The sequence below is a fragment of the Vibrio sp. T9 genome, assembly GCF_003123985.1.
GTDB classification, from domain to species: domain Bacteria; phylum Pseudomonadota; class Gammaproteobacteria; order Enterobacterales; family Vibrionaceae; genus Vibrio; species Vibrio diabolicus.
Window position 1 is genome coordinate 125,293 of sequence record NZ_NIGY01000002.1, and the last position, 16,571, is coordinate 141,863.

The window sequence follows — 16,571 nt, forward strand, 5'->3', positions numbered from 1 at the left end:
TTGGGTATATCATCTCCTTAATGCTGCTCAAGAGCGGCATTTTTTAGTTGAGATAGGAGTTAACTTGAAAACTAAGCTGATTACCCGTGAAGGTTATAACAAACTCAAACAAGAGCATGATTACCTTTGGAATGAAAAGCGTCCTGAAATCACCAAAATCGTCACTTGGGCGGCGAGCCTGGGCGATCGCTCAGAAAATGCGGATTACACCTTCAATAAACGTCTGCTTCGTCAGATCGATCGTCGTGTTCGATTTCTTCGCAAGTTTCTGCCTGAAGTCACGATCGTTGACTATTCTCCACAGCAAGAAGGCAAAGTCTTTTTTGGTGCTTGGGTTGAAATAGAAAATGAGGCAGGAGAGGTGAAGAAGTTCCGCATAGTTGGGCCTGAAGAGATTTATGGAGATGCGAAAGACTACATCTCTATCGATTCACCTATGGCGCGAGCGATGTTGAAAAAACAAGTGGATGAAGAGTTCACGGTGCGAACCCCAGAAGGTGAAAAAGAGTGGTTCATTAACTCGATTGAATACAACAAACCAGCCTTGGAAGACTGAGGCTTTATCACCGATTCAAGTCTCTTGAAGTTCACTAGAAGTGACTTGAGTCTCAACGTCAGCTTATTGGATACAAAGGCATGGTGCCTTTATCGGAGAAGTAAAATGAACAAAGCAGTCATGTGTGGTGCTGCACTAACAATAGGATTCTCACTCTCAGTTTTTGCTCAAGATGAAGTGAAAGGCTGTGACGCCAAAGAGTTAGCGGTAGAACAGCAGCTTGAGTATGCGAAAGCACAAGGTAATGAACATCGAATTAAAGGCTTAGAACAGGCACTTACCGCTATCCAGAATGAATGTTCGGAAGGTGAACTGCGTCAAGAACTGCAAGCGGAAGTGGACGAAAAGGCGCGAGACGTTGAGGTGCGTGAGCAAGAACTAGCGGAAGCGCAGCGTTCAGGGAAAGCAGACAAAATCGAGAAAAAACGTCACAAATTGGCAGAAGCACAACAAGAGTTGCTTGAGGCCAAACGTGAACTGGAATGGAATTATGGCCAATAGTAGGTGCTGAAAATACCTGCTAGAGAGAAAATAAAGCGCTTAAGATAAAAAGAGTAACAATTTGCTTGAGCACGTTAGGAAAAACAGTGATACATTTTCGACAATAGATGCTTCTGAAAGGATGTTTCAATGCAAGAAAATCATAAAATTTTAGTGGTTGATGACGATGCTCGTTTACGTGCTCTATTGGAGCGTTACCTTTCTGAGCAAGGTTTTCAGGTCCGAAGTGTCGCTAATGGCGAACAGATGGATCGCCTACTAACGCGCGAAAACTTTCATTTAATGGTGCTGGACCTAATGTTGCCAGGTGAAGACGGTTTGTCGATTTGTCGTCGTCTACGCCACGCGAACAACATGCTGCCAATCTTAATGCTCACCGCGAAAGGTGATGAAGTGGACCGTATTGTGGGTCTGGAAGTGGGGGCGGATGATTATTTGCCAAAACCATTTAACCCACGTGAATTACTCGCTCGCATTAAAGCCGTACTACGCCGTCAAACCGTAGAGTTGCCGGGCGCGCCAAGCACCGAAGAAAAAGTAGTGGAGTTTGGCGAGTTCCGACTCAATCTAGGCACTCGCGAGATGTTCCGCGGTGACGAGGCAATGCCACTGACCTCAGGAGAGTTTGCTGTCCTGAAAGCGCTCGTGACGAATGCGCGAGAGCCGATGTCACGAGACAAATTGATGAACATGGCACGTGGCCGTGAATATTCTGCGATGGAACGTTCTATTGACGTGCAAATCTCACGTTTGCGTCGCATGTTAGAAGACGATCCAAGCAAGCCACGCTACATTCAAACCGTGTGGGGGTTAGGTTACGTTTTCGTCCCAGACGGCAAAGAGGTGTAATCTCCTCACTCCATAGCCAGCACTTGGCTATAGCAACTTCAGCCTTCAAGTCCTTCCCTTCGAAGGCTGAAATTTCGCGATTAGGACCACCAGGAACGTTCCATGCGCATCCGAAGTTCACTGACACAATCTATCCTACTGTTCATCTCTTTGCTCCTCGCTAGCCAAGTTTTCTCTTACTACGCCGTTTTTAACTACGCGTTGATGCCGAGTTTGCAGCAGTTCAATAAAATTCTCGCCCATGAGCTCAATTTGGTGCTTGATGATGAAGGGCCATTAAAATCTGATGCACCGCTGAGACGTCAATTATTAGAAAGGCTGGGGGTGACAGTTCACAGCCTCGACAGCGATAAAGCGGTTGAATTTCATCACGCGATGTCGATTGATTTGATGTCTGAAGAAATGAGCCAAGAGCTAGGTTCGCCCACCGAAGTGCGCTTATTTCTTGGCGATGAAAGTTACATCTTGTGGATGCACATCGAAAAGTTGCCGAACTCCATCATTCGTATTCCTTTATCTGAGCTGCAAGAAGAAGATTTTGCACCGCTGTTTCGTAACAGCTTGATTATGGCGCTGCTGATCATTGCTGGTGGTTGGTTGTTTATTCGTTTACAAAACCGCCCACTTTTGGCTTTAGAGAGAGCCGCTAAAGACGTCGGTCGAGGTGAAATCCCGCCACCGTTGGCAGAAAAAGGCGCATCGGAAATTCGCTCTGTAACCCGAGCGTTTAATCAAATGTCCAAAGGCATTCAGGAGCTCGAAGAAGATCGCGCCCTATTAATGGCGGGGATTAGCCATGACTTGCGAACACCGCTGACGCGCATTCGCTTAGCGACAGAAATGATGTCTCCCGAGGACAGCTACCTTGCTGAAGGGATCATTAGCGATACGGAAGAATGTAATGAGATAATTAGTCAGTTTATGGACTACCTCAAACCGGTGAACAAAGAATCGTTTGAACCTGTGGATATCAGTACGATTGCCAGTGATGTCGCCAGTTCGGAAGGTGGTTATGAGGCTGAAATTGAAACGGATCTTAATCCTAACCTGCCACCAGCCAAAGGAAGCGCTATTGCGATTAAACGGGCGATCAGTAATTTAGTTGTCAATGCACTGCGTTACGGGAATGGCTGGGTCAAAATCAGTACCGGTGTGACGGCAGATAAGCAGCTAGTGTGGATATCGGTAGAAGACAACGGACCGGGTATCGAGCATTCTCAAATCGCAAAATTATTTGAACCCTTTACGCGTGGTGATACAGCTCGCGGAAGTGAAGGTACAGGGCTTGGGCTGGCGATAGTGAAGCGTATAATCAGCCAGCACTCAGGCTCTGTGGTGATGCGTAATCGCAGTGAAGGCGGTTTAATCGCTCAAATCAGCTTTCCTACCAAGTAAGTCGATGACTGTACCATTTAAAACAAAAAGCCCAACCTAAACAGGTTGGGCTTTGCTTTTCTGTACAATCTTATTAAGACTCTTTCACTTCTTGAGGAAGTTCATCTTCGTCTTCCAGTTTCTCTGGCAGAAGTAGGTTTAAAATGATCGCTGTGATACCACCTGCAGCAACGCCAGTGGAGAAAATACTCTTAATAAATTCTGGCATGAATTGCAGAATCTCTGGTTTTTGCGCGATACCAAGCCCCATTGAGAAGGATAAGGCCATGATCAGAATTGCGCGGCGATCGAGCTCAACACGAGAGATAATACGTACACCAGCGGCAGCAATCGTACCAAACATGACAATCGTTGCGCCACCAAGTACTGGCTCAGGAATCAGCTGAACAAAGCTAGCGACACCAGGAAACAAGCCAAGAATCACTAACATGCCAGAAATAAAGTAACCCACGTAACGGCTCGCAACCCCTGTTAGCATAATGATGCCGTTATTCTGGCTAAAGGTGGAGTTCGGGAAACTGTTAAACACGGCTGCGATTGCAGAGTTTAAGCCGTCTGCTAACACACCACCCTTAATGCGTTTCATGTACACTGGGCCTTTGACTGGCTCGCCAGACACTTCGGATGTGGCGGTAATATCGCCGATGGCTTCTAGTGCGGTAATAAAGAAAATCAGCACCAGCGGAATGAACAGAGACCAGTCAAACGATAAGCCATATTGCATTGGTACGGGCAGTGCTACGATCTCGGTTGTGCCTAGCTGAGAAGTATCTACCATCCCCATAAAATACGCCATGATGTAGCCTACTAGCATCGCAATCACAATCGAAGCCACACGGATGTATGGGTTTTTAGAGCGGTTTAATATCACAATTAAGCCAAGTACCGTTCCAGCGAGCGCCAGTTTGTCTAAGCTGCCGAATGTGCCTTCATTTAATGCTGCGTAGCCACCGCCCATTGATACTAAGCCGACCTGAATCAGTGTGAGGCCGATAAGAGTGACGACAATGCCTGAAACGAGCGGAGTGATAATGCGACGGGCATGCTCTAATACGCGAGATAGGAAAATCTCTGCAAATGATGCCACTAAAATCGTACCAAAAATGGCTGCCATCATGGTGCTGATGTCTGCTCCACCTGCTTTCAGCGATAGGCCTGCACCAATAATAGGACCTAAAAAGTTAAAGCTGGTGCCTTGAACAGAGAGTAAACCAGAGCCAATTGGGCCAAAGGTGCGAATTTGAATAAACGAAGACACGCCTGACGCAAATAAAGACATGCTGATGATGGTATTCGTTTGGTCTGCTGGTACACCCAAAGACTGACAGATGATCAGTGACGGAGTGATAACCGCGACGAACATCGCCAATAAGTGCTGAAGTGCGGCAAAAATGGTTTGAGGCAAAGGTGGTCGATCATTGAGTTGATAGACCAGTTCCGAAGATCGGTTTGAAGTTGTCATTGTTTGTCTCGCTAGTCGCAATATATTCCCAGATCTCGCTGAATGGGAGAGCAGGGTGGAGTTGACGTCGTTACCTGTGATTGCTGTTAATCAGAGTCAACTCAGGTTGGTGGAGTGTGATGCAACACACTTAAAAATTTGTGCGCGATTATAGAGAGATCTACCTAAAAAGCAAACGATTGCTTTGGTTTTTAGCGTATTAAAAAACGAGCCATTTGGCTCGCTTTTAATCACTATGCTTTGGAGTAAATATCCCGCTCACCCAACCAGCGATCAATAATTGCTGTTGCGTTATTCGGGTAATTGTCATGAATATGACGCGCAATGCGCTGAACTTCGGGAATCAGACGTTGATCTCGAACTAAGTCTGCGATTTTGAAATCAGCAAGACCAGTCTGTTTTGTACCCAATAGTTCGCCCGGGCCACGAATTTCTAGGTCTTTCTGTGCAATGACGAAGCCATCGTTACTTTCACGTAGTACTCCGAGACGTTTTTGCGCGGTTTTCGACAGTGGAGAGTGGTACAGCAGCACACAATGGCTAGCAACGGAACCTCGGCCCACGCGACCTCTTAGCTGGTGTAATTGTGCTAAACCGAGACGTTCGGGGTTTTCGATGATCATCAAGCTAGAGTTTGGCACGTCTACGCCCACTTCTATCACTGTTGTTGCGACCAGCAAATGCAGTTTATTGTCTTTGAAATCTTGCATCACCGCTTGTTTCTCTGCCGGCTTCATTCGGCCGTGTACTAGACCAATTTTTACGTCCGGTAGCTTACGTTGAAGCTCTTCAGCGGTATCAGCCGCGGCTTGTGCTTCTAATACTTCCGACTCATCAATCAGAGTACACACCCAATATGCCTGCTTACCTTCGTTTAAACAGGCATTTCGGACACGCTCGACGATGTCGTCACGTTTTGTGTCAGGAATGGCGACGGTTTGAATCGGCGTTCGACCCGGAGGCAGTTCGTCAATCACGGAAGTTTCCAGGTCAGCGTATGCGGTCATCGCTAACGTGCGAGGAATAGGCGTTGCCGTCATGATCAACTGATGTGGGTAGGCGCCTTGTTTTGCGCCTTTTTCACGTAACTCTAATCGCTGATGGACACCGAAGCGGTGCTGTTCATCAATGATGACCAAAGCAAGGTGATGAAATTCAACGTGCTCTTGGAATAGCGCGTGAGTACCCACTACCATTTGTGCTTCACCACTGGCAATGCGAGCCAGCTCGGCTTCCTTTGCCTTACCTTTGAGTTTGCCCGCTAACCAACCGACTTGAATGCCCATTGTTTCAAACCAGTTGGCGAAGTTGATCGCGTGTTGCTCAGCCAATAGTTCGGTTGGTGCCATGAGTGCCACCTGATAGCCGTGCGCAATGGCACGAACGGCGGCCAGAGCGGCAACCAACGTCTTCCCCGATCCCACATCACCTTGCACTAGGCGCATCATTGGGTGGGGTTTTTCTAAATCGGCTTCAATCTCTTGTACTACTCGGGTTTGAGCGTTCGTAGGAGAGAAAGGCAGTTGGGCTAAAAGCTGCGTTTTTAGTTTATTGCAAGGACCGAGAGGTAACGCTGAATCCTTCTGGCCTTTGCTACGCACCGCCAGCATCGATAAGTTTTGTGCGAGCAACTCTTCCATGATCAAGCGGATTTGAGCAGGATGTTTGCCTTCGTCAAACTCATCTAAATTAATGGTTGGTGGTGGGCGATGAATGGTGTGCAGCGCTTGCGACATCGTGATTTGATGGTTATACAGCCCGGCTGGAAGTAATTCCTGCACTGCGGTTTTATCAAGCAGGGCTAAAGCTTGTTCGGTAAGGTTGCGCAATGTGATTTGGCGTAAACCATCTGTAGTGGGATAAACAGGGGTTAAGTTCTGTTCTACATCGGGCTTTTGATCGCTGACGTAAAACTTGTAGTCAGGATGAACAATTTCCAAGCCCATGCCACCGCGCTTAATTTCACCGTAAGCATGTACTAACTTACCTTGTGTGAAATTGTTCTTCATGGCCGCGGTAAAGTTGAAAAAGCGCAGCGTGATAGTGCCATTACCGTCGCTGATTTTTACCGTTAACATTTTGCGCTTACCGAAGATGGTATCGACTGCCATGACCTTGCCTTGCACGGCCGCCCAAAGGCCAGCATGCAGTTTGGCAATAGGGTAAATACGGGTACGATCTTCGTAGCGCAGTGGAAGATGAAACAGCAAATCTTGAACGCTATGTAAGCCAACTTTGGCGAGTTTTTCTGCGACTTTCGCGCCAACCCCAGAAAGGGAGGTTAATGGGACGGCAGATAACATTTGGGCGGACATAGAGGGCTCAAGAAAATGGTTAACATAGCAGTATGTTAACCATGGAGCTGTGTTTTTGTACAGGAAAAAATAGTCATGCTTTAGTTAGTGTCATGATCTGACTGATAACCTGTCATTCCGAGGAGCCTAGCGACATCAGGAATCTATTTCCAACAAGTATGTCGTTGAAGTTAACACTATCAGCATCAGCACACTCGGGAATTAGATCCTAAATCACACTCCTTCGTCGCTGTTCAGGATGACGAAAGTCTGTTACTTGCTTTGCATCTCTTGCCACCACGCGTTATCGGCGATGATTTGGCCTTCGTCATCGAGTGGCGGGTAAGCGAGTCCTTTTCGTTTCGCGACCTTTGCCAGCACTGGGTGACCACGTTCAAAGAGAATACGGTTGATTGTCTCTTTAGGCAGAGCGCTTTCTTCTCGGTCGTACATGCCTGCGGCTTCACGTTGACGTTGCGCTTCATACAAAATTACGGCACTAGCAACCGATACGTTTAGTGACTGCACCATGCCCACCATCGGGATAATAATGTCTTGATCGGCAAGTTGTTTGGCTTGCTCTGAAGCGCCAACTTTTTCACTGCCTAAAATGATGGCAGTTGGTTTGGTGTAGTCGATCTCGCGAAAATCGACGGCGGTGTCCGAAAGATTGGTCACCAAAACCTGCATACCTTGCGCTTTGAGTTCGGTAATCGCAGTTTCAATGGAGTCGTGAGTATCCACTTCAACCCAGTTACGCGCGCCAGCTGAGGTATGGCTCAGCGTACGCATTTTATCAGGCCAAATGGCATGAACTTTGTGTAAGCCTGTCGCGTCAGCGGTGCGGATCACGGCAGAGACGTTGTTTGGCTTATGTACTTCTTCGAGACAAAGTGTCAGATCAGTTTGGCGAGTTTTTAGGACTTGGTGAATACGGTTGTAACGTTCTAGGTTCATATTTATTGAGGTATAAAAAATCGCCACCTAACAGAGTAGGTGGCGATAGAGGTTAGTTCTTTCTGCGTCTGACTCGGGTTGCTTGAGGCATTGCCTTAATCTTACGCATGATACCAGCAAGGTGGACACGATCTTTCGTCGTCAACAGCACAGTCACAGTGTATAAACGACCATCACGCTCTTCCGTCGAAAGACCATGAATGTTTGATCCTGTTTTCGAGATCACGTTGGTCAGTTCTGCAAGAGCACCTTGGTTGTTCAGCATGTCGACTTTAAGTTCAGCAATAAACTCTTTGTCGTAGTCGTCAGACCAAGCAACAGCCATATAACGGTCTGGCTCTTTCTGATAACCACGAACGTTCGGACATGTTTCTCGGTGAACAACCAAACCACGACCAGGCGATACGTGAGCAATAATGTGATCATCTGGGATAGGATGACAACAATTTGCAAACGTCAGCAATAAGCCCTCTGCACCGCGAATCGGAAGCTTCTTCTTCGAGTCCGTTGGGATTGAGCTTGTTGTCGTGAGCTCTTCGGTATCACCAAGGAGACGACGTGCGATCACAATGCTCATCAACTCACCCAATCCAATAGCAGCCAATAAATCATCGATGCTTTCTAGGCGAAGATCATTCAAGACTTCTTGGATATTTTCTGGATAAATTGAATCAATCGAGTGGCGGCCAAGTGCGTGATTAAGTAGGCGACGACCTAAAGTAATCGACTCTTCACGACGCATCGTTTTCAGTACTTGTCGAATCTTAGTGCGGGCACGAGAAGTCACGACATAGTTTAGCCATGCCGCATTCGGACGCGCACCAGGGGCACTGATAATTTCCACCGTCTGACCGTTTTTCAATGCCTTACTCAATGGGTAAGGGTTACGATCAACACGAGCACCAACACAAGAGTTGCCTACATCGGTATGTACGGCATAGGCAAAGTCAACAGCCGTTGCGCCTAAAGGCAATTCAACGATACGACCTTTTGGTGTGAAGACGTAAATCTCATCTGGGAAAAGATCGGATTTTACGTTTTCAATGAATTCGAATGAGTTACCCGCGCTTTGTTGTAGCTCTAACAGGCTTTGCATCCAACGCTGAGCTTTCACTTGCGCAGTGGTGCCAGACTTGTCGCCTTTGTCTTTGTAAGACCAGTGTGCCGCGACACCTTTGTCCGCCATTTGATCCATATCTTCAGTACGGATCTGAACTTCAACAGGTACGCCATGTGGGCCAACCATGGAAGTGTGTAGCGATTGGTAGCCGTTCGCCTTTGGTACCGCGATGTAATCTTTCATGCGACCAGGACGTGGCTTATACAAGCTGTGTACTTGGCCTAAAACGCGATAACAAGTATCAGCGGTATCAACAACGACTCGGAACGCATAGATATCCATGATGGTGTGAAAGCGCTGTTCTTTGGTTTTCATCTTGTTGTAGATAGAGAACAGGTTTTTCTCACGACCAACGACGCGAGCATTCAAGCCGAAATCTTGCAGACGGCCTTCTATTTCGCTGTGAATACGTTGGATCATCTCTTTACGATTGCCGCGTGCCGCTTTTACCACTTCTTTTAGTACGCGGTAGCGGTTGGGATATAGCGCTTCAAAGCCCAGCTCTTCGAGTTCGGTTTTGATATTGTGAATACCAAGACGATGAGCGAGTGGCGCGTAAATCTCTAACGTTTCACGAGCAATACGACGTTTTTTATCTGGTCGAAGCGCGCCAAGCGTACGCATGTTGTGCGTGCGGTCAGCCAGTTTGATCAGAATGACGCGGATATCTTGCACCATGGCCAGAACCATCTTACGAAAGTTCTCAGCCTGAGCCTCTTTGCGATCGCGGAATTTGAGTTTGTCCAGTTTAGATACACCATCAACCAATTCTGCGACAGTGTTGCCGAATTTCTCTTCGAGATCTTCTTTAGTTACATCACAGTCTTCAATGACGTCATGTAGCAAAGCAGCTTGGAGGGTTTCGATATCAAGGCGCATTTCGGCCAAGATACGAGCCACAGCGACAGGGTGGATGATGTATGGTTCACCGCTAGAGCGGGTTTGCCCTTCATGGGCATCTCTCGCTACCACATAAGATTGACGCAGAGCCTCAATCTGAGGCTCTGTTAGGTATTCTTGGGCAACGTCTTTGAGGCTATCGAATAGATACAAATTATAGGCCCGGGAGGTTGTTGAATTCTAAAGTCAGAATTAACGGTTGTGAGCGATGCTGCTTACTGCCGCTAGCTCTGCCGCTTCTTGCTCTTGCTGTTCTTGACGTTCACGAGCGTCTAGAACTTCTTTAGTAATTAAACCTTCTTCGATTTCGCGTAGAGCGATAACCGTTGGCTTATCGTTCTCTTCTGGCACTAGTGCATCTTTACCGCCAGTTTGCATTTGACGAGCGCGGCGAGCCGCAATCAGTACTAGGTCGAAACGGTTGCCAACTTTTTCAACAGCGTCTTGAACAGTTACGCGTGCCATGAGGACTCCAAATAGTTAACTAAAATTTTAGAATGACGAGAAAGTATACAACCTAACTACTTTATTTACTAGCAATTAGACAAGCCACCGTTTGTGGACTTTCTCAGGTAGTTTATTGTGTTTTTCGCACTGAGCAAAAAACGAGAAATTCTTTATGTTTTACAGCGTGACTTTTTTGAAGTTACTCTGCTAACAACGCGTCAAGCATACCTTTATATTTAGCAGCTTGCTTTTCTTCCTTCAATCTCTCTGCACGCAAGATGGCTTTAAAGTCCATCAAAGCGGTATCAAAATCGTCGTTTACGATCACGTAGTCGTATTCGCTGTAATGAGAGATTTCTGACTTGGCTTCAGCCATACGTTTTGCGATCACTTCATCGCTATCTTGACCACGAGTGTTCAAGCGACGCTCTAGCTCACCGTTTGATGGTGGCAGGATGAAGATGCTTTTGGCTTCAGGCATTTGCTCACGGATTTGACGTGCGCCTTGCCAGTCGATATCTAGAAAAACGTCGATACCTTTATTTAGCGTTTCTTCAATCCACACACGAGAGGTGCCGTAATAATTACCAAACACTTCAGCGTATTCTAGGAAATCACCTTTAGCGATCAGGGCTTCAAACTCATCTTTCGCTACAAAATGGTAGTGGACACCATTTTCTTCACCAGGTCGCATGTTACGCGTGGTATGAGACACAGACACTTTCATTGCGTAGGTTGGATTGCGTTCCAACATCGCTGAGATCAAGCTAGATTTACCTGCGCCGCTAGGTGCAGATACGATATAGAGAGTACCTTTGCCCATTGTACTGTTCCACTTTTGATTGGATTGATTGAGTGCCGAAGGAAAGTCCGACATTCTTATAACGATAGCACTGGCAATGATAAATCAACCACCAAAGGGATGGATATTGGTGATAATCCCGCCAGAAAAATGGAGGCGAAGAGTATCATGATCTCTATTTTGTTACCAGTTGATCTTTTCGTCTTACTTAAATGTTGAAAAGAGCTCGCGTGCGCACAAACAAACGAAAAAAGGGGAAGCTTTCACTTCCCCAGGCGTGCGACTGACTCACACTTAATCTTCAAATTATCCTTGGGATTCTAGGAAATTTATCCAAGGGCTTGCGACCGCCTTCATATCAGGAGATTGAGCAGCACTCTTCATTGCCTTAAGAGCGTTGGTTGGCTGATTTAATTCAAAATATGCCATTCCACGAATGTAAGACAGCTCCGCCTTTTGATCGCGCTTTGCGTCTGGAGCACTGTTTTGAGCAAACTTCGTCGCTTCTGTATATTGCTTATCTAAAATCATTAAACGAGCAATTTTTATTTGAGTTTTTGCTGCAGGAGCAAGATTATAAGCCTGCTGGTAAACATCAATAGCGTGACCTAACTCCTGTGCTTGCTGCCAAAACGAACCTAACTTTTCCAGATTTGTAGCATTTCGTTCTACATGCCCTTCATCGATCAAGTTTTGAAGTGTTTTCGCTGCTCTAAAAGGCACCCCTTGATAAGCTTGGAAATTAACTAGGCGTAAGTATTCTTTTTCACCATCAAGAAGTCCCATTTTATAGGCCATCTCTAAAGTTGAAAGGGCATTGCGCTCTTGCTTTAATTCCATGTAGATGCCAGACAACTGGGTCCAGTAACGCTTATTTTGCGGATACTTAGTCGTTAAAATTTTTAGCACGCTAGCGACACTTTTGAATTGCTTTAATTCATAGTGAGCAGACATCAACAGTTGATACCAAGATTCACTAGGATTCTTCGTCATTGCAATTGCCTTTTTGGTTGGCGGAATTGCGTTGCGGTAATCTTCTAGTTGAATGTAAGCACTTGCTAATGTGATGTAAGCATGTGCTTGAGGTTTTTCCTCTGTTGTTTCAGCAATCTTGAACCACTCGTTCATTGTATTAACGGATTGCTTAAATTTGCCTTCTGCTAGATAAAGCTGTGCAAGGCTGTAACGAACCTGTTGAGCTACGGGTACTGGTAAAGCATCTAACTTGAGTGCTTCAGCAAAGTATTTCGCTGCTTTTGGGTAGTCGTCCTTTAAAGAATACAGAAAGCCCATCTGTTGCAGTAACACAGCGCGGTCGTATTTCTTTTTCTTGGTACTTCCCAAGGCAGAGTTCAGCTTAGAGATAGCATCCGAGTATTTTTCAGTTGCAATCAGTTCCTGAACTTTGTTCACGGTTCGGAATGTTCTGTCAGACAACTCAGGAGTATTGGCAAAAGCAGGCGCGCCATACGCGCCTGAGATAAACACCAGAGAAGCCAACAACTTAGTATATGCTTTCATATTGCGACTCCTTAGTTCGTAGAGAACTCGATTTCCTGAGAAAGACGAGAGCTAACCGCTTGGCCATCAACCATTTTTGGTTTGAAAGTCCACTTTGATACAGTTTTCTTCGCCGCTTTACCCAAGCCCAACTTACGTGGAGATTCTTTTAAGACTTTGACGTCTTGTACGCCACCACGTTCGTTAACCGTAAACTCTACGAGTACGATACCTTTTTCTAATCCCGATCTCGCTGCTTTACGAGGCATTTGAGGCTGGAATGTCGCAAGAGGAACTGGGCCTCCGCTACCTGCCAACTTAGCACCACCACCTTGGGTGTAGTGTCCAAGCACTGAACCACCGGTTACGTTAACTGGAAGATCAAGTTTTGGCATGTCCATTGGGATTTGATCCATCACCGGTTTTACCGTTGCCGTTACCTTCATTTCTGGCGGTGGTGGCGGACGCTTCGGTGGTGGCGGTTTCGGAAGTTCGCGTTTTTTCTCCTGTATTTTTTCGTCCGGTTTAATGCGAATAAACTCGACCATACGTAGGTCATCATTCGACACTAACTCGTGGCGCTCTTTGTTTACTAGCTTGTCCATCCCCCAGAACAACCCGAGGGAGACAATGAGCGCCAGTGCAATTGAGGCCAGATACCGCATAAGCTTAATCCTTATTGGTTGCGGCAATGGAGATGCTTTCTACACCTGCCATTTTGATCTGGTCCATAACCTTCACGACTACGCCAGCATTTGCTTCAGTGTCGGCTTGGATAACAACTGCGCCATCAGGACTTTCTGCACGAAGACGTTCAATATTCGCGCGAACCGCGTCCACTTCGATGCGGCGTTTATCAACCCAAACATCACCCGCCGCACCAACTGCGACCATGATGTTACCTTTCTTAACGGTTTGCGCTGAGCTTGCCGTCGGACGGTTTACTTCTAGACCTGCTTCTTTTACGAACGATGTTGTTACGATAAAGAAGATCAACATGATAAATACGATGTCGAGCATCGGTGTCATATCGATAGCGGTTTCATCACTGCTATCACTGCTATAGCGTCTTTTCATGACCTATACCTCTAATTCCATTTACTCAGGCAATATGTTTTAGCTTATCTTCCAGCTTTTGCGTTGTGACTTTGGCTAAATGATCAAGACGTGAACTAAAGAACAGTCCTGATAGAGAAGCCACCATCCCGGCTAAAGTTGGGATTGTTGCCTTTGAGATCCCCGAGGCCATTGCTCGAGGGCTTCCTGTTCCTGTTACCGCTAAGATGTCGAATACTTGGATCATGCCGACAACGGTGCCGAGTAGACCCAGTAGGGGACAAAGTGCAATCAATACTTTGACGATTGGTAGTCCCTTTTTATTCTCAATATCCTGACGAGAAACGATTTCTTGTCGGATCATCTTAGCGTTCCAACTTTGATGCTCTGAGCGCCCTTGCCATGAGCCAACGGCTTTTTTCATGGCTTTTGGAGCGACGGCAGCAAAATAGAACCAGCGTTCTAACAATACTGCCCACAGCATAAAGCTGAGGATGAAGATGGCGACGAGTACATCGCCACCCATTCCCAAGAAGCGCCTAATTGATTCAAGTTCTCCAACTAACCACCACATAACGCCTCCTTAGCTTTCGGCTTTATGCAGTTTTTCCTGATAGCGAGCGATGAAGCCTGCACTCTGTTCTTCAAGAGTTTGAACCAAACGACGACCTTTGCTGTGTACGATGGTGTAAAGGAACAGCAATGGAATTGCGACAACCAGACCTAGCATAGTGGTAACAAGAGCTTCAGAAATACCGCCAGCCATCAGTTTAGGGTCGCCGGTACCGAACAGAGTAATGGCTTGGAATGTGCCGATCATACCCATTACCGTACCCAGTAGACCAAGTAGAGGCGCTACAGAAGCAAAAAGCTTGATTGAGCTGATGAAGCGCTCAATGCTTGGAGCATTACGTAGAATGATTTCGTCCAGCTTCGCTTCCAGATCTTCAAGGTTGTCACCTTTGTGCTCTTGGTAAGCTTGGATAACTTCACCCAATGGGTTGCCAGGAATCACGGTTTCTGATTTCGCTTGCTTACGCATTTTGCCGCCAATCACTTGAAGGCGTAGGAAGCAAATTAGAGCAATAATAGCGCCAACTGCACCCATACCAAGGATGACGTAACCTACAATGCCACCTTGATCAATACGTTCTTGAACGGTTGGGCTTTGTACAAGTAGAGACAAAATTACACCGCGGGATGGGTCAATAAACAGTGGCTCATAGCTGTTTGACGCTGACTCAAAGCCTGCAACATGACGTGTAATATTGGTGCGAGGCTGTCGAGAGAGTTCTTCGAACTTACCTGTTTGAGGTACATAAGTGACGTACTTACCATCGGCAATCGCGTTAAACTCACCGACAAGAGTGACATCGCGAACCGCTTCTTTACCTTCGCCATAAACAACCGTTGCTTGGGTTGTTGCAGTTTCGCCAGAAGCAACCACTTGTTGAAGAATGGTATGCCAGAAAGCTTCTAGCTCTTGTGTTGACGGCAGTTCTTTACTTTCAGCCAGTTTCGTTAGTAGAGCGTCACGCTCTGGGAACTGAACAGCGTTTTGAGAGGCTGCAAATAAGCCCTTAAACTCTCCCGCATACTGGCGGACCACACCAAACATTTCGCCCAAAGTACCAGAGCGAACACGTAGGGTTTCTGTTAGTTCAGTTAGCTGCTTATCGTTTTCATCAAAGGTTGATTTAAGTTGATCGCCCAGAGCTTGCTGCGCAGCTAACTCTTCGCGAGCTTGTTGCAATAATGCCGCTTGCTTATCGCGATTGTTCTTGAACTCAGCTTCACGGGCTTTGTTCTCTTTCGACTCAACGATGCTTTCTGATTTTACGTTTTTAAGTAGTTCAGATAAGTTTTTAGGCGCTTCTGCTTGTACGCCAGAAACCATAAATAAGCTCGCTAGTAGGCCAGCGGCTAGAGTTTTGAATCCTTTCATCTCTTATTCCTCCCCAGCAAATACAGGCAGTTTGATTAGCGCTGGTGGCGCTTGCTTCTTCGCGATACGAAGGCCTTGCTGTACCGCGATGCGGTAGCTTTCTGGTAATGTTTCCCATTGACGTGTTTGTTGGTTCCACATACCTGTCTCACCACCGTCTGGAGATTGGAATAGAAGTGCTGTGCGACCAATACGTAGGAAATCGTAAGTCACGATTTCACCATTTCGGTCTAGGCTAGCTTTGTAAGATTCGATTGAGCGAGAGAAGCCTTCTTCAATTTGGTACGCTTCCATCACTTTACGGAATTTTTCTGAAGTTGTTACGTCGGCGCGATCCATGAGACGACGCAGTTCTTGGACACGTTTATTACGCTCTTTTTTCTGGAAAGGCAGATCGAGAGTCACAAATTCGTCGAGTGCATCGATCATTTTTAATGTAAGTGGCACCACTTCTGTTGCCGTTTGATCGATTTGAGCAATTTGGTTATTTAATGAGTCCAACTCGCCTTGCTGCGATTGAACCATACGGTTAATTTGCTCGTTGTAGACTTTCATACTGTCGATTTGACGAAGTAAGCCTTTGTATTCTGCCAACATGCCTTCGGTGCTTTCGGCATAGTTGTCGATTTTTTGTTGCGAAGCCTGTGAAGACTTCGTTGCTTTTGCTTGGTTGGCGACGACGGTTCCAGAGTCAGCAGCCGCCGCTGCTCCACTTACCGTGAGAATCGCGGCAGTTACTGCACTTACGCCAAATTCCTTTAACGTCATAGTAGCATCCTTGTTAGTG

General features: G+C 46.5%; 16 protein-coding genes. 4 read left to right on the forward strand and 12 right to left on the reverse strand.

The features are described from left to right. The first annotated feature begins 64 nt into the window (after positions 1-64). The 4 genes from greB (at position 65) to envZ (ending at position 3,301) form a co-directional block, all read left to right on the forward strand. Positions 65-556, forward strand: coding sequence for a transcription elongation factor GreB (gene greB / locus CBX98_RS04805; protein WP_005394962.1), 492 nt, complete (start codon positions 65-67; stop codon positions 554-556). Positions 557-661: 105 nt separating this feature from the next. Further along, a complete protein-coding gene (locus tag CBX98_RS04810) occupies positions 662-1,057 on the forward strand; it encodes a DUF1090 domain-containing protein (RefSeq protein WP_052708167.1) in 396 nt (131 codons plus the stop codon). 129 nt (positions 1,058-1,186) lie between these two features. After that, positions 1,187-1,906 carry a two-component system response regulator OmpR gene (gene ompR, locus CBX98_RS04815; RefSeq protein ID WP_005394960.1) on the forward strand — a complete coding sequence of 240 codons (720 nt, stop codon included), beginning with the start codon at positions 1,187-1,189 and terminating at the stop codon, positions 1,904-1,906. Between the two features lie 102 nt (positions 1,907-2,008). Further along, positions 2,009-3,301, forward strand: a complete 1,293-nt coding sequence (gene envZ, locus CBX98_RS04820; RefSeq protein WP_109168681.1) for a two-component system sensor histidine kinase EnvZ — start codon at positions 2,009-2,011, stop codon at positions 3,299-3,301. A 73-nt stretch (positions 3,302-3,374) separates the two neighbouring features. Here envZ and CBX98_RS04825 read toward each other — a convergent pair whose 3' ends face one another. The 12 genes from CBX98_RS04825 to CBX98_RS04880 all read right to left on the reverse strand — a co-directional run bounded on the left by CBX98_RS04825 (position 3,375) and on the right by CBX98_RS04880 (position 16,552). Beyond that, positions 3,375-4,763: a uracil-xanthine permease family protein gene (locus tag CBX98_RS04825; protein WP_046874138.1), complete on the reverse strand. Its 1,389-nt coding sequence runs from the start codon at positions 4,761-4,763 to the stop codon at positions 3,375-3,377. A 233-nt stretch (positions 4,764-4,996) separates the two neighbouring features. Beyond that, positions 4,997-7,078 carry an ATP-dependent DNA helicase RecG gene (gene recG / locus CBX98_RS04830; protein ID WP_109168683.1) on the reverse strand — a complete coding sequence of 694 codons (2,082 nt, stop codon included), beginning with the start codon at positions 7,076-7,078 and terminating at the stop codon, positions 4,997-4,999. A 252-nt stretch (positions 7,079-7,330) separates the two neighbouring features. Continuing rightward, complete coding sequence (gene trmH / locus CBX98_RS04835) at positions 7,331-8,014, reverse strand: tRNA (guanosine(18)-2'-O)-methyltransferase TrmH (protein WP_109168684.1); 684 nt, start codon at positions 8,012-8,014, stop codon at positions 7,331-7,333. A 52-nt stretch (positions 8,015-8,066) separates the two neighbouring features. After that, positions 8,067-10,187 carry a bifunctional GTP diphosphokinase/guanosine-3',5'-bis pyrophosphate 3'-pyrophosphohydrolase gene (gene spoT, locus CBX98_RS04840; protein WP_005394948.1) on the reverse strand — a complete coding sequence of 707 codons (2,121 nt, stop codon included), beginning with the start codon at positions 10,185-10,187 and terminating at the stop codon, positions 8,067-8,069. Positions 10,188-10,226: 39 nt separating this feature from the next. After that, on the reverse strand, positions 10,227-10,499 hold the full coding sequence (gene rpoZ, locus CBX98_RS04845; protein ID WP_005379346.1) for a DNA-directed RNA polymerase subunit omega: 273 nt from the start codon (positions 10,497-10,499) through the stop codon (positions 10,227-10,229). Between the two features lie 181 nt (positions 10,500-10,680). Further along, positions 10,681-11,304, reverse strand: a complete 624-nt coding sequence (gene gmk / locus CBX98_RS04850) for a guanylate kinase (RefSeq protein WP_005394946.1) — start codon at positions 11,302-11,304, stop codon at positions 10,681-10,683. Between the two features lie 285 nt (positions 11,305-11,589). Further along, the gene (locus CBX98_RS04855) at positions 11,590-12,804 is read right to left on the reverse strand and encodes a hypothetical protein (protein ID WP_109168685.1); all 1,215 of its coding nucleotides are present in this window, start codon (positions 12,802-12,804) and stop codon (positions 11,590-11,592) included. Positions 12,805-12,815: 11 nt separating this feature from the next. Further along, positions 12,816-13,448, reverse strand: coding sequence for an energy transducer TonB (locus tag CBX98_RS04860; protein WP_005394943.1), 633 nt, complete (start codon positions 13,446-13,448; stop codon positions 12,816-12,818). A 4-nt stretch (positions 13,449-13,452) separates the two neighbouring features. Then, positions 13,453-13,860 (reverse strand): biopolymer transporter ExbD, encoded by a 408-nt coding sequence (locus CBX98_RS04865; RefSeq protein ID WP_005379359.1) that lies wholly within the window; start codon positions 13,858-13,860, stop codon positions 13,453-13,455. Positions 13,861-13,885: 25 nt separating this feature from the next. Further along, complete coding sequence (locus CBX98_RS04870) at positions 13,886-14,413, reverse strand: MotA/TolQ/ExbB proton channel family protein (protein WP_005379363.1); 528 nt, start codon at positions 14,411-14,413, stop codon at positions 13,886-13,888. Between the two features lie 9 nt (positions 14,414-14,422). After that, positions 14,423-15,784, reverse strand: a complete 1,362-nt coding sequence (locus tag CBX98_RS04875; RefSeq protein WP_109168686.1) for a MotA/TolQ/ExbB proton channel family protein — start codon at positions 15,782-15,784, stop codon at positions 14,423-14,425. A 3-nt stretch (positions 15,785-15,787) separates the two neighbouring features. After that, positions 15,788-16,552 carry a DUF3450 domain-containing protein gene (locus tag CBX98_RS04880; RefSeq protein WP_074191905.1) on the reverse strand — a complete coding sequence of 255 codons (765 nt, stop codon included), beginning with the start codon at positions 16,550-16,552 and terminating at the stop codon, positions 15,788-15,790. Positions 16,553-16,571 lie beyond the last annotated feature (19 nt).

What these genes read in the sequence shown, in the direction of transcription:
- CBX98_RS04855 (WP_109168685.1), bottom strand. Translation starts at nt 12,804, where the DNA reads ATGAAAGCATATACTAAGTTGTTGGCTTCTCTGGTGTTTATCTCAGGC.
- CBX98_RS04865 (WP_005379359.1), bottom strand. Translation starts at nt 13,860, where the DNA reads ATGAAAAGACGCTATAGCAGTGATAGCAGTGATGAAACCGCTATCGAT.
- recG (WP_109168683.1), bottom strand. Translation starts at nt 7,078, where the DNA reads ATGTCCGCCCAAATGTTATCTGCCGTCCCATTAACCTCCCTTTCTGGG.
- CBX98_RS04875 (WP_109168686.1), bottom strand. Translation starts at nt 15,784, where the DNA reads ATGAAAGGATTCAAAACTCTAGCCGCTGGCCTACTAGCGAGCTTATTT.
- CBX98_RS04810 (WP_052708167.1), top strand. Translation starts at nt 662, where the DNA reads ATGAACAAAGCAGTCATGTGTGGTGCTGCACTAACAATAGGATTCTCA.
- rpoZ (WP_005379346.1), bottom strand. Translation starts at nt 10,499, where the DNA reads ATGGCACGCGTAACTGTTCAAGACGCTGTTGAAAAAGTTGGCAACCGT.
- trmH (WP_109168684.1), bottom strand. Translation starts at nt 8,014, where the DNA reads ATGAACCTAGAACGTTACAACCGTATTCACCAAGTCCTAAAAACTCGC.
- CBX98_RS04825 (WP_046874138.1), bottom strand. Translation starts at nt 4,763, where the DNA reads ATGACAACTTCAAACCGATCTTCGGAACTGGTCTATCAACTCAATGAT.
- CBX98_RS04860 (WP_005394943.1), bottom strand. Translation starts at nt 13,448, where the DNA reads ATGCGGTATCTGGCCTCAATTGCACTGGCGCTCATTGTCTCCCTCGGG.
- CBX98_RS04880 (WP_074191905.1), bottom strand. Translation starts at nt 16,552, where the DNA reads ATGACGTTAAAGGAATTTGGCGTAAGTGCAGTAACTGCCGCGATTCTC.
- gmk (WP_005394946.1), bottom strand. Translation starts at nt 11,304, where the DNA reads ATGGGCAAAGGTACTCTCTATATCGTATCTGCACCTAGCGGCGCAGGT.
- ompR (WP_005394960.1), top strand. Translation starts at nt 1,187, where the DNA reads ATGCAAGAAAATCATAAAATTTTAGTGGTTGATGACGATGCTCGTTTA.
- envZ (WP_109168681.1), top strand. Translation starts at nt 2,009, where the DNA reads ATGCGCATCCGAAGTTCACTGACACAATCTATCCTACTGTTCATCTCT.
- CBX98_RS04870 (WP_005379363.1), bottom strand. Translation starts at nt 14,413, where the DNA reads ATGTGGTGGTTAGTTGGAGAACTTGAATCAATTAGGCGCTTCTTGGGA.